We start from the raw sequence: 13,491 nt of genomic DNA on the forward strand, positions 1-13,491 counted from the left end.
GGCAAAAAGGTCAACCAGGCACAGCAGCTGGTTGACCTTTTTCTCGTTTTATAAGCTTACCGTGAAGTGACGCTCAACCTGATCATCCACCAGCTCAATGAAGGTGTCTGCTCCGGCCTGCAGGGCCTGATCCGTCACAGACGCATGTTCAGGCTCCCGGGTGAACGAAAGGAAATACTTCGTGCTTCCATACCGGTAGGTGACCTTGAACCCCGGCCATTCCGCAGGAACGCACGGGTTTAAGAGCAGCCGGCTTCCGCGTTTTTGAATGCCCAGAATCCATTCCAGCCCGCTCTGGTACATCCAGCCGGAGGCACCGGTATACCACGTCCAGCCTGCATGGCCGCAGTGCGGATCGGAGGTGTAGATGTCGGCGGCCATCACGTAAGGCTCCCCGACATATTCTCGCACTTCATGATCGGTGCGGGTATGATTGATCGGGTTCAGCATCTGGAACAGCTCGAACGCCTTATCTCCCCGCCCGAGCTTGCTCCACGCAATGATGCTCCAGATGACCCCGTGGGTGTACTGCGCCCCATTTTCCCGAATGCCCGGCGGGTAGCCTTGAATATATCCCGGGCTAGGCTCGGTACGGTCGAACGGAGGGGTCAGCAGCTTCGCCACGGACAATGCGCGATCCACCAGCTCGCGGTCAAACGACTGCATGGCTTGCGAAGCGCGGTCGAGCGGAGCGGCTCCCGAGATGACGGACCAGGACTGGGCAATCGCGTCGATCCGGCACTCTTCGTTGTAGATGGTGCCGAGCCAGGTGCCGGCATCGGTGAACGCCCGGCGGTACCACTGCCCGTCCCATCCATGCTCTTGGACCGCTTGGGACAGCTGCTCACGAGCCTGCTTGTAGCGTGCTGCCCGCTCGGTCTCGCCGCGTTCCAGGCTTAGCCCCTCAAACCGCTGCAGCACATCGCATAGAAACCAGGTGAGCCAAACGCTTTCGCCGCGTCCTTTTTCACCCACCAGATTCATGCCGTCATTCCAATCCCCCACGCCAATGAGGGGGAGGCCGTGCTCGCCGATGCGCGACAGCGCTTTTTCAATCGCTCGGTGGCAATGCTCGTAGATCGTGCCGCTGAGGCTCGACACGACGGTCGGCTCATACCGCTCATGCTCGCCTTCCTTGAGCGGTTGACTGGTGAGATACGGCACCGTCTCGGTGAGCAGGGAGGCGTCTCCGGTATGCTCCACGTAACGCGAAGCCACGTAAGGCAGCCAGAGCAAGTCATCGGAGAACAACGTCCGAATGCCGCGTTCCGTCTCCTCGTGCCACCAGTGCTGCACATCGCCTTCCTCATATTGGTGGGCGGCGTGAAGCAGAACCTGCCGTCTCGCGAACTCCGGCGCCGTATGGAGCAGGGAGAGCGAATCCTGCAGCTGATCCCGGAAGCCGAAGGCTCCGCCCGATTGGTAGAAGGCGGAGCGGGCCCACATGCGGCAGGCGAGCGACTGATACAGCAGCCAGCCATTGAGCAGAAAATTGGTCTCCGGCGACGGCGTATCGACCACGACTTGGCCGAGCATGCGCTCCCAGTAGCCGCTCGTCTCCGCCCAAGCCGCATCACAGCGTGCGGTATCGCTGTACTGCTTCGCCAAAGCGGCCGCTTCGGCGCGGGACGAGGTGCAGCCGAGCAGGATCACCACCTCGGCCTCTTCGCCGGCGGCGAGACTCAGTTTGCGCTGGATGGCGCCGCAGCTGGCATAGTTCACCCCGGTCTGGCCGGACAGACGGGAACGCCCCAGTGCCGCAGGCCGGTCCACGCTGCCGTTGCGGCCGATGAACTCGAGCTGATCCGAAGTCCAGGACAGGTCATCGGAAGCCGCGGACGCGGCCTTCGGTGAGAAGATTCCCAGAAACGCGGTCGCCTCCCGAAAGTGATCTTGATACCGGTTCTGCGCGGTCAAGATAGCCGCTTCCTCATCCCACTCGCAAGCGATATAGGGGGCGTTCGCTTGACGCTGTACGCCCAGCACCCATTCCGCATAGTAGGTGACCGATAGCTGACGAGGCTCGGTCGACGTGTTACTAAGCCGCAGCCGGATGATTTTGACGGGATTGTCCTTTGGAACGAACAGCGTCATCCGGTGCTGGATGCCCAGCCGCTCATGCTCAAAGCTCGAGAAGCCTAGGCCATGGGTGACCAGATAAGGTGCCGCTTCGTTTCCGGCTGGGGGCGTGAGTGTCCACAGCTCGCCTGAAGCTTCATCGCGCACGAATCCCAGCTCCCCAGGCGGGTCCAGCACCGGATCATTCGACCAAGGCGTCAGCTTGCATTCCCGGCTGTTCCGCCAGAAGGTGTAGCCGGTGCCTAGCTCCGAGACCAGGGCGCCGAAGCCGGGATTGGCCAGGACATTGATCCAGGGGGCCGGCAAATGCTTCCCGTCCTTGATCAGCAGCCGATACTGCTTCCCGTCCCCCGTAAACCCGCCCCAGCCGTTATGGAAGAGGAGGTCCTTCATCTTCGCCTCAAGCGCAGGCGATCGCTTCGAGAAGACCGCTTGCAAAGACGCCTGCTGAAGTGGCAGCGGCTCCGGCAACTCCGCGTCGCGCTTCGGCAGCCGAAGCTGACCGACCAGGCTGGCTCCGCCGGCCTTCAGCACCACCCGTGCGACGGACAGAAGGAGCGTGCGGTCCTCCTCGCTGAGCCGGCCTACCGGGAGCACTTGAATGCCGACAGCGCCGGCTCCGAACCGGTCGACGCCATGCTCTACCGCGCGTGCCAGCGAATCTTGTAGATTTTGCTGGTAGCCGGCCTCCGACAGGTTGAGAATGACCAGGTCGAATTGGAGCCCCAGTCTTCTTAAGTATTCGTGACCGGTCAGGAGCTTGACGATGAACGGCAGATGGCTTCGATTGTCGATCTGGACGACGATGATCGGCCGGTCGCCGGAGATGCCGAAGGCCCATAGCCCCGGCTGCCCCTTCGCATTCGCGGCGATTCGCTCGCTGCGCTCGGCTCGCAGCGGCGGCGTGTACAGCACTTGGGCGGCCAGGCGCTGGAACGTCATCGCTTCGAACGGATCCAGCCGCAGGCTGCGCAGCTCGATTCGAGTGCGCGTCCACGCTAGCTGGAAGGTCCGCTCGATCGCTTCCGTCTGGGTCAGCCGCGACACCATCTCCATGGCCTCTTCCTTCGAATCGGCCACGGAGGTCACGGCATAGAGGCGCACCTGCTCCCCTGGAGCCAGCTGTACACGGCGACGCATAACAAAGACAGGGTCGGCCACCGACCCGGTTTTCCCCTTCAGCGGACATCGGATCGCTTGCGGCTCCGAGAGCCGGTAGCCTCGGCCGATAAAGGCGCACCGGTCCGTCTCGTACTCCGGAAGCCCGGGCACAGCGCAGTCAGCCGCCAGCCGATGGGCGGACCAGAGCGCGCGGTCCTTCGCTTCCCGTTTGCGCCGGCTCGCGACCAGACAATCGCTTCCGGCTTCGTAGGCGGTGCGGATAAACAATTTGCTGAAGGCCGGATGGGCGTCGTCCGCGATCGGATTGGACAAGGCCAGCTCCATGAAGGACGTGACCTCCAGCACCTTCAGTTGATCTCCCTTGTTCGTTAGGGTGATGCGCCGTACCTCCGCGTCGGCCTCGGGCGAGACGCACAGCTCCATGCACGTGTCGATCGTGTCTGCTTGACGCACGAACGTCGCTTTGTCTGGCTCGAAGGTAACACGCTGCTCGGGGGATTCCGTGCGGCAAGGCTGATACGAGGGCGACCAGACCTGATCGGTCAGGACGTCCCGAATGTAGATGTAGCTGCCCCACGAATCCATCACGGGCTCTTCTCTCCAGCGGGAAACGGACAGGCCGTCCCAGCTGCTGTACCCGCTGCCGCTGGCCGTGACCATAGTGGTGAAGCGGCCATTGGACAGGAGGCACGTCTCCGGCACCGGTGTGTGCGGAGAGACGAACTCCCGCACCGGTACGGCGTCCTGGACAGCCTTCTCCCCGCGAACTGAAGAGCGGTACATGGCCGGATGCTTGACCCATTTGGGACGCGTCGGCACCCGTTCTTGCAGCAGCAGTTCGGCGGCGCGAACCTTTTTGTTCCGATGGAAGCGATCCACCATCGTGCGCGGCAAGAGCAGATTGGACAAGGTCAAGAGACTCATCCCTTGGTGGTGAGCCATAAAGCTGCGGATGACCACATGGTCTTGCCCCGCCGGCATCCGTTTCGGAGTGAAGTCCATCGCCTCGTAGAAGCCGTATTTGCCGCGGCCGTCCAGCTGCTCCAAGCGCTTCAGCGCCTTGATTCCCTCTTGCCGGGCGTAGGGGAGGGCCATGACCGTGGCATACGGCGCGAGGACCAGATCCTGCTCCAAGCCCCGTTGGAATCCGAGACCAGGCACACCAAATGCCCGATATTGATAGTTCAATTGAAAATCAAAGGCGAAATAGCCGGACTCGGAGATGCCGAACGGAACGCCATGCTGCCGAGCGTAATCGATTTGACGGTCCACGACGCCTTGATAGGTGCTGTCCCAGATCGAATTGCGATACGTTTTCATCAGCAGCCACGGCATCATGTACTCAAACATCGTCCCGGACCACGAGAGCAGGACAGGGCGGGTGCCGACCTTGGTGAGCGTTCGGCCCAGCGCCTTCCAATGCGAGACCGAGATCTGCCCTAAGGCGATAGCGACAAAGCTCGCTTGCCGCGCTTCCGATGCCATCAGGTCATACAGGATGGTATCCCGTGCCTTCTGATTCACATGATAGCCGAGTGAAAACAGATTCGTCTTCGCATCATAGAGCGGCCGGAAGTCGGTGGCCTGAATCAGAGCCTCGATCCTAGCGGCGAGACGGCTTCCACGAGTCATCAAGGTGGAGTCGTCCGAGCCCGAACCGAGCTCCTCGGCAAAAGCGACTTCGAATTGCTCCTTGGACCACGGCTTCTTTGGAGGCAGGTACTCCACCTGGCCGCCCAGATCGTTTTGCAGCCATTCGATGAGCCCTTCCTTTACCGTCACTAAGCACGCGACGAAATTCCCGGAATCGACGGTCGATACATACACAGGCAAGAGCGGAGCCAGCGTTTCGGTATCGTACCAGTTATACAGATGCCCCTCCCATTTTTCCATGCGTTCGATGGTCCCGATTGTGCGTTCCAGACGCTCGACCAGACCGGCGGTCGTAATAAACCCGAAATCCCGGGCAGCGAGCGCACACATCACATACATCCCAATGTTCGTAGGGGAAGTCCGATGCGCAACCCCGCGATCCGGCTCGATCTGCACGTTATCCGGAGGCAGCCAGTGATCCCTCTCCGTCACGAAATCCTCGTAAAAGGTCCAAATGTCGTGCGAAAGCTGATGCAGGTCTGCGGTTTCCTGGGACGTAAACGTCTCCGTCTCGCGCACTGGCGGCTGATCGAGCCATCGGATTACCAGCGGCGCTGCACACCAGACCAGCGCGATGGCAACTCGGATCACTTGGATGGCCGGTGATGCGGTCCACCAAGCGCCTGCCGCCATAAGCACAACAAGGACGTACCCGCCGGTGAGTCCGGATAGGGGAGGCGTCCCTTTCTTGCTGCTTAACCGTTCCACCTCGGTCTGACTCACCCATTCCAGCAGCCGGCGTTTGGAGAACATCAGCCGATACAGCGTGCGAATGATGGCGTCCATCAGCACCAGACTTTGAAAGGGAAGAGTCAAAAAGGCGATGACGATATGACCAGCCGTGTGGAGCAAGCTCCAAGGCCGATAGAGCATCGTCTGGAAGGTCACCAGCTGACGGAGCAGCGGGAGCAGCATCGTCAAGAAGACGATACCGTACCAGACCGCCGGCGCGCCCGGCAGCACCGGACCGGCCAGCAGCAGCATCGCCATCAGCACCGGCGGGAGCAGGCTGCGCCGCAGATTGTCCGCAATCTGCCATTTGGTGACGGCAGACAAATAGGTCGGCACCCGCTCTCCCTTGCCATTCCGGGCGCTCGACCCCAGCCAAGGCAGCAGCTGCCAGTCACCGCGCGTCCAGCGGTGGAGCCGCTTCTGATGGGACACGAAGGTCGGTGGATGGTCATCGATCAGCTCAATATCCGACAGGAGCCCTGCATGCAGAAAACCGCCCTCGAGCAGGTCATGGCTGAGCACCCGATTTTCCGGAAACCGGCTGCCGAGCACCGCATGGAAGGTCGCGACATCGAAGATTCCTTTCCCCGTAAAAATGCCATGTCCGGTCGCATCCTGATACGGATCGGAGACCGCGAAGGCGTAAGGATCGAAGCCGGTCTCATAGGACCAAAGCGAGGTAAGCCTCGATCGCTGCGAGCTTTCGTAGGTCATCCCAATTCGCGGCTGGAGTACGCCGTAGCCGTCAATCACGCGGGTTCGGCTCTCGTTCAGCCTTGGCCGGTTCAGCGGCAGGTGCATCGTGCCGATCATCCGGTGTGCGCTTTCCAGCGGCAGACGCGTATCGGAATCTAACGTGATGACGTAGCGAATATGCTTCAGAACACTCGTGTCGCCGTGGACGGTACTGTAGCTTGTTCCTTCTTCCCCTTGAAGAAGCTGGACAAACTCCTCCAGCTTGCCGCGTTTTCGTTCCCAGCCCATCCAAATACGCTCGGCAGCATTCCACCTCCGGCTTCGATGAAACAGGTGGAAGGTGCACTCGGGATACTCGCGGTTGAGCCGATCGATCTCGGCCTTGGCCATGCTTAGCATCGCTTCATCTTCAGGAAGCGACTCCACAGCCGCATCCTTGAAATCGCTGAGAATCGCAAAATGAATGTGAGGGTCCCGATTCGCCAAGTAATGCAGCTCCAGCCGTTCGGCGGTCTCCTTCACCGCGCCCAGCTGCGACCAGATGACAGGTATGACGACCATCGTCGCGGCATCCTCCGGCACCCCTTTGGAAAAATCGTACCGCAGCAGTCGCGTAGGGCGCACCGTACGCTCGATCACCCAGTGAACGGCCGTAACGCCGAATTCGCTGGCCGGCCATAGCAGCAGCAGCACGCACACCCAATCGAACAGGGAGAATGCCGGCGCCGTCAACCCGACCCAAAGCGCCAAGCCTGCAAGGACAACAGCACTCGTCAGCGCAAGCAGCTGCATATACAGACCGGCGGCACGCCGCTTCATGCCGGCCTCCGGCAGCGGACCTGTTTTGCCGCACAGCTTTAGCGCTTGCTGGAGCTTGCCCATGCCTTGGCCTTCAAGTAAAAAATAAGCCGCACTCGCATCGCGAGGAGCCAAAGCCACACGGCTTTCTGGGCTTGCCGCTTCAAAGTGCTGGTTGGCTAGTTCAACCGCCTGCGACGCGACCAGATTTTCCGGCACCTTCATCCGCCGGGCGAGCTGCTCCACCCGGTACCGCAGCGTGTGGCGGCTCGCGCCGTCCAGCTTCGGATAGTCGCCTGCCCGCTCCTCACGCAGCGTCTGCTCCACTACGCTGATGCGCTCGAACAGCTCGTTCCAGATCCATCGGGAAAGCTTGCGAAGGCTTGCGATCACGTTTCCGATACTGACCTGATACTCAGCTTGCAGCTGGTATTCGTAGGAGAGGACGGCATCCAGATTGTCCGGCGGGTTTTCCAGCTTGCAGATCAGCCACTCTCCGAGGTGGGCCGAGTCCTCCGCATGCTCTCTCAAGTGCTTGACGAGATGAACGATGAACGCCCCGGATAACGGCAGCTCCACATTGGCCTCCTCGAGCGCCTGTTTTAATCGCTCCGGTGTGAGCTCCGAGTGGGGAATGCCAGCCAGCATGCGCTCCACAAGCTCGCTTACGCTCCGCCGATCCTTTACAGGCTGGATAAGAGAAGCGAGCCTGCGAATCATCTCCAGCTTCATAAACAGCGGGACCGACCAGGCTTCGGCGACCGTAAGCACGGAAACCTCCTGGTACGAATTGAAATACGCCAGCAGGTTGTCCTCATCGAGAAGTCCGTCGGTTTGCTCCAAATACGCTTCGCAGATTGAGGAAACGCGAAGCCGAGTCCCTTTCTCTACTGTGGGAAGAGGCTTCACCTGGAGCTGCATAATTTCCTCTTGCACCCCTAGGAATTCGGCCTCCAGAAATTCGGAATGATCCAGCAGCCAATCTTCAGCTGGATGTTCATAGGCGCTCCGATGCTCATGCAGCTCTTTCAAAAAAGCCCGCAGCGCCTCGATATCGATCGCCACCCGGCTCCATAACGCGTTCGAGGAAGTTCGCTTCCCGCGCGGGTCATGTTCAAGCGCAAGCTTATGCGCGTGCTCCTGCAACTCGTGCTTAGACAAACTCATTTGGTATCCCCCAACACGTAAAATGGTAAAAATACACTTTAATAACCATTCCACGTTTGAAGGGTTTTTATAAGCGAGCCGAATATTTATGTGAAAGTTGCCAAAACTAAAATATGGAAAAAGAGCGTTCATAACATCACTTACTTCATTCATGGGGGAACGACGCAATGAAAGTTAGAAAAGCCATCATACCGGCCGCCGGGCTCGGAACGCGATTTTTGCCTGCAACAAAGGCGATGCCGAAGGAAATGCTGCCGATCGTGGATAAGCCAACGATTCAATATATTGTGGAAGAAGCTGTGGAATCGGGCATCGAGGATATCATTATTGTGACTGGCAAAGGCAAACGGGCGATCGAGGATCATTTCGACCATTCCTTTGAGCTGGAGTACAACTTATTGGAAAAAGGCAAGCTGGATTTGCTTAACGCCGTACAGGAGTCGTCGCAAATGGCCGATGTTCATTATATTCGCCAAAAGGAGCCGAGAGGCTTGGGCCATGCCATTTGGTGCGCCCGCAAATTCATAGGCGATGAACCGTTTGCGGTGCTGCTCGGCGACGATATTGTGAAGGCCGATAAGCCGTGCCTGAAGCAGCTGATGGAGCAGTATGAGCGGTATAACGCATCCATTATTGGGGTCCAGCACGTCTCCGACGATCAGGTGTCAAGATACGGCATTGTAGATGGAAAAAAGCTCGATGAACGGTTATATAATGTAAGCCACCTGGTGGAGAAGCCCAAACGGGAGGAGGCGCCGTCCAATCTGGCGATTTTGGGGCGCTATATTCTGAGCCCGAAGATCTTTGAGGCTTTGGGCGAGCAGAGAGAAGGGGCGGGCGGAGAAATCCAGCTGACCGATGCGATTGCCGAGCTAAACCGATCCGAAGCGGTGTATGCCTATGATTTTGAAGGCGTACGGTATGATGTCGGGGAGAAAATGGGCTTCATCCAGACGACCATTGAATTTGCTTTGCAGCGTGAAGATTTAAAATTCCAACTGCTAAATTATTTGTCGCATATTTTGCAAAAAGAACGGCTGATTGAATAAATGGGGGGGTACACCTTTCAGCTCCATCCGTGAAAAGATTTCCATTGTAGTGATCGATGGTGATCCTCAGGTTTGGTTGATCCGAAAAGCTCTCTTCTAGCTAATGTGGCTGTTGTCCAAGGAAGGGCCAATCTGAAGCTGGGAAAAGGTTTATCCCAAAATAAATTATAAAGCGAAGGTCAACGCGGAAATTACCAAGCATGGCGTGTTTAATTAGGATAAAAGCAATGGAGCACTAGCTGGATTCGGCTTGTGCTTTTTTGTTGTGAAACCAAACCATCCCAAGCACTTGGAGCTGGCTTATTATTTTGAATACATCACACCTCGGAATGAAAAATGTGTCTCTGGTCCTAAAAAAATAATTGACTGCGCTTACATAAATAATTTACATTAAATTAAAGGTCAGAAGAGGGTTACTAATGGGTTAGGTGAAGGTTAGTCTATGCCTTAATAAGGACCATTGTAGCCGCATCTTAGTGAAAGGGGGGGGAATAAGGAAATAACTCAGCCCAAAGTGAAAGCGTATTCATTTTTTTGGTTCAAGCTCGGTTGTGACAGTTAATCTAGGGGGTCATGCATAATGTTCAATAAGCCTATGTACCGATTTAAAAAAACGATCCACAGCACGTTAGCCGCATTGCTGATCGGGGTGGGCATCTTCCCTGTAGTCAATGCTGCTGAGGCTGCGAACGCGGTTAATCTCACGCAAACGCAAGGCGTAAATCCGTTGCCGGGATCGATTTGGCTTAGTCCGTCGGATGATGTCATTGTAGATTCTGCGACAACTACAACTCAACCCAACACCACGCCCACCAATACCTCTAACTTTGACGTAGCTACTCTCAATGCCTCATCGCCGGGGACCTATAATATCAAACGAGCCGGGTTAGGCGCGGGAAATCAGACGAGAATCGCATTTTATAGATTTAATGTGGATGATGCAGCCAATGCCAGCCAGGTTTATTTCAAGATATCAGGAAAAGCGAGCGCAGCGACGGGGACTTTCAATTTATCGGTCTACGGAACAACAATTAATGGGACATGGACCGAAGCTGACCTGACTTGGGTGAATGCTTCCGGTACGGGCACAGGGAAGTATCCATACCTCTATAGCTCTTCGACCAGCCCATTCCCAAGTACTGGAAACGGTGTACAGAACGTGGCATCGGATTTTGCGTCCTTGGTGGACAATAATCCTGACAATACTTCCGCCAATGGACCGACAGCATGGTATTTCGGCGATATCCCGATCTCGACGGTGACGACAACAACTGATTTTTACGTGGATGTAACGAATTTTGTAAAGAAATTCGGTACTAATAGCGGTAAAGTAACGTTTATAGTCCAAGAAAAGGCCGGAGAGTGTCAAGCGAGTTCGGGATGCGGCGGCTCCAATGTATCCAGTTCAACCTTTTATAGCAAAGAAACTTCTACTTCCGCCGTTGGCTTTACCCTTGCGCCTCAGTTAATTGTCCAACGGAGCAATTTCAGCGCGGTTTGATCTCCAGAGCCGTCAAATTTGCAGGTAAGCAGAAGACATTGGATAAAGAGAAGCAGACGCAGCTGTTAGCCAAATTCAGCGATGCTAAGTCCATCGGTTCGTGGGCGGCCCCCTCCGTTGCCCAGTCGGTGGATAGTGGCTTGATCGACGGCTTGTCCGATAAAGAGTTTGCGCCAAAAACAAACGCGACCCGCGCTCAAGCGACAGTCATGCTGAAGCGTTTACTGGCTAGCATTGAATTTATGAATTAATCCGGAGGTAACTAAGGAATGTCAGCTTATCGCGGCAAGAAATTTCAATTCCTGAGTGTTTTCCTGTGCAGCTGGTTGGTTGCATGCATGGTTCCCGTTTTTGCAGAAGAAGATGGTGCTGTTCATGTCTCCACCGCCTCCGAATTGCAAAGCGCGATCAAAAAAGCACAAGCAGGTACGACCATCGTGCTCGAGGACGGTACGTATGATGTCAAAGGCGGCTTCAAAATCACCGGGAAGAACGGCACGTCCTCCAGCCCGATTACGATCCAAGCGGCCAATCAAGGTCAGGCGGTCATTACCGGAGAAGCGTTTTTTAGCATCAAAAAATCGTCCTACATCGTCCTTCAAGGCATGAGCTTTACCAATACGGGCAATACCGCGGTTAGCTTGGACGGGAGCAGCCATGTTCAAGTGTCCCGAAATACGTTTGCCCTGACGGAGAATGGTAAAGCGCTAAAATGGGTGTACGTGTACGGCGTCGACAGCCATCATAATCTCATCGATCATAATGAATTCGGACCGAAGCATGATTTGGGTAATTTTATTACCTTTGGGGGCACGAATACCCAGATTTCACAGTATGATACGGTGGAATACAATTACTTTCATGATACCGGCCCACGAGTTGAAAATGGTCTGGAAGCGATTCGCGTAGGCACGAGTACTGTTTCGATGTCCGATGCTTTTGACACGATCCAGTATAACTTGTTCGAGAATTGCGATGGCGATCCGGAATTCGTGTCCGTCAAAAGCGGTCATAACACGGTGCGCTACAACACCTTCCGCAACTCGCAAGGGGTGCTTTCCGCCAGGCACGGGCATGGGCAGAGCTATTACGGCAACTTTTTCCTGGGGGATGGGGTTAAGCCCGGGACGGGAGGCATCCGGCTGTACGCCAACGACCACAAAGTGTATAACAACTACTTCGAGGGTTTGACAGGAACAGGGGCGGCTTCGACGCTGCTGATCGACGGCGGTGACTACGATGGCGGGACGGATGGCGATGCCCCTGCCACTAGCGAGGAGCTGGCCAAGCATTGGCGGGTGTACCGGGCTCAGGTGGTCAACAATACGATCGTGAACAGTGCGACAGGAATCTCGGTAGGCCAGAGCTACCAGCTCGCTCCGGTGGATAGCGTAGTGGCTAATAATCTTGTGATGAATAGCAAGGGTACATTGTATTTCGAGCCGAAACCAGGCAATACATCGTTTGCAGGGAATATTGGCTACGGCTCCAAACTTAGCAATGCTTCCCATAGCTCGTCCGAAATCCAAACAATCGATCCGCTACTAACCACAGCAAACGGGCTGCAGGTACTTTCTGATACGAGTCCTGCCATTGACGCCTCTGTTGGTGATTACTTCTTCATTACCGGAGACATGGATGGTCAGACGCGCTCCGGGATCAGCGATGTGGGTGCGGATGAGTCCTCCAATGAGGCGGTCATTAACCGGCCGCTGACCGGTGCCGATGTCGGTCCGAAGTCATAAATTTAAAAAACCGAGCAAGCGCCCTGGGTGCCTGCTCGGTTTCTTTTCGTGACATTGAATCGTTCTTAAAAGCAAGTAAAGGATCGGATCTCTCTTAAAGGCAGGACAAAAACGAGCCAGAATCGACCGGTCCACCAAAAGCCTGAAACCGTAGCAAATCCGACCGACGTCGGGAAAAACCAGAAGCGATTGCCATTATTCAGCCAAACAAAGGTATTTCTAAACAAGCAATGGGAGATGGCGCGTGGATTGACGAAATGGGCAGGAATGGGAGGTTCAAAATGCGGGGGCGGAAAAACCGGTGGCAGATGGTGCCCGTGTGGCGGGCTTGGATGTCCTGGCGGAGGACCAAAGTGTGGTGTGGGATACATATACGACATTAGGCTGCACTCCTGTCTTTAGTAGGCTAATGCAATATATGAGGCGGCAAATGTCTATGCTTGGATGAATGCCTAGACTGGGGTTGCGATGATCGAAAGAGTGTGATATATTACTTTTCCGGCCAGTGAATAACCGGTCGAAACGGAAAACAAAAAGTGCTTGTCAAGAACCGCACCATATGATATATTACGTTCTCGCCGGTGAATAACCGTGCTGGACGCAAGACATAATAATCTTCTGAAGCTTGCTGGATTATCCCGAGAAATGGAAGAAAATAAAGGCTTGCAAATGATAACGTAATGTGCTAAATTAACTTCTTGTCTGCTGCTGAAGCGGAAGAGAAACAACAAGTAGTTGCCCTTTGAAAACTGAACATCGAGTGAGTGCAATAAATAAGAGAATGCAAATTCTCGCCAGTAGTAAATTTTTGAGCTTATCAGCTTTTCTTTAATGGAGAGTTTGATCCTGGCTCAGGACGAACGCTGGCGGCGTGCCTAATACATGCAAGTCGAGCGAGGGTCTTCGGACCCTAGCGGCGGACGGGTGAGTAACACGTAGGCAACCTGCC

The 13,491-nt window shown here is 55.8% G+C and carries 5 protein-coding genes and 1 rRNA gene; 5 read left to right on the forward strand and 1 reads right to left on the reverse strand.

The window, feature by feature from the left end:
* Positions 1 to 48: 48 nt before the first annotated feature.
* Positions 49 to 8,247, reverse strand: a complete 8,199-nt coding sequence (locus FPZ49_RS24000) for a GH36-type glycosyl hydrolase domain-containing protein (RefSeq protein ID WP_144851841.1) — start codon at positions 8,245 to 8,247, stop codon at positions 49 to 51.
* A 167-nt stretch (positions 8,248 to 8,414) separates the two neighbouring features.
* Between FPZ49_RS24000 and galU the strand changes: the two genes are divergently transcribed.
* The 5 genes from galU to FPZ49_RS24030 all read left to right on the forward strand — a co-directional run.
* Entirely contained in the window at positions 8,415 to 9,296 is an 882-nt protein-coding gene (galU, locus tag FPZ49_RS24005) for a UTP--glucose-1-phosphate uridylyltransferase GalU (protein ID WP_144851843.1), read from the forward strand.
* A gap of 580 nt (positions 9,297 to 9,876) precedes the next feature.
* Entirely contained in the window at positions 9,877 to 10,797 is a 921-nt protein-coding gene (locus FPZ49_RS24010) for a hypothetical protein (RefSeq protein WP_144851845.1), read from the forward strand.
* On the forward strand, positions 10,794 to 11,048 hold the full coding sequence (locus tag FPZ49_RS24015; protein ID WP_144851847.1) for an S-layer homology domain-containing protein: 255 nt from the start codon (positions 10,794 to 10,796) through the stop codon (positions 11,046 to 11,048). Before FPZ49_RS24010 ends, FPZ49_RS24015 begins: the two co-directional genes overlap by 4 nt.
* 18 nt (positions 11,049 to 11,066) lie before the next feature.
* Positions 11,067 to 12,542: a polysaccharide lyase 6 family protein gene (locus FPZ49_RS24020; RefSeq protein ID WP_144851849.1), complete on the forward strand. Its 1,476-nt coding sequence runs from the start codon at positions 11,067 to 11,069 to the stop codon at positions 12,540 to 12,542.
* An 828-nt stretch (positions 12,543 to 13,370) separates the two neighbouring features.
* Positions 13,371 to 13,491 (forward strand): 16S ribosomal RNA (locus FPZ49_RS24030); the annotation flags it as partial.

The sequence above is a fragment of the Paenibacillus cremeus genome (assembly GCF_007786445.1).
GTDB classification, from domain to species: domain Bacteria; phylum Bacillota; class Bacilli; order Paenibacillales; family NBRC-103111; genus Paenibacillus_G; species Paenibacillus_G cremeus.

Bases quoted from the DNA above. Each gene is read 5' to 3' on its own strand.
- FPZ49_RS24020 (WP_144851849.1), top strand. From the start codon at position 11,067: ATGTCAGCTTATCGCGGCAAGAAATTTCAATTCCTGAGTGTTTTCCTG.
- galU (WP_144851843.1), top strand. From the start codon at position 8,415: ATGAAAGTTAGAAAAGCCATCATACCGGCCGCCGGGCTCGGAACGCGA.
- FPZ49_RS24010 (WP_144851845.1), top strand. From the start codon at position 9,877: ATGTTCAATAAGCCTATGTACCGATTTAAAAAAACGATCCACAGCACG.
- FPZ49_RS24000 (WP_144851841.1), bottom strand. From the start codon at position 8,247: ATGAGTTTGTCTAAGCACGAGTTGCAGGAGCACGCGCATAAGCTTGCG.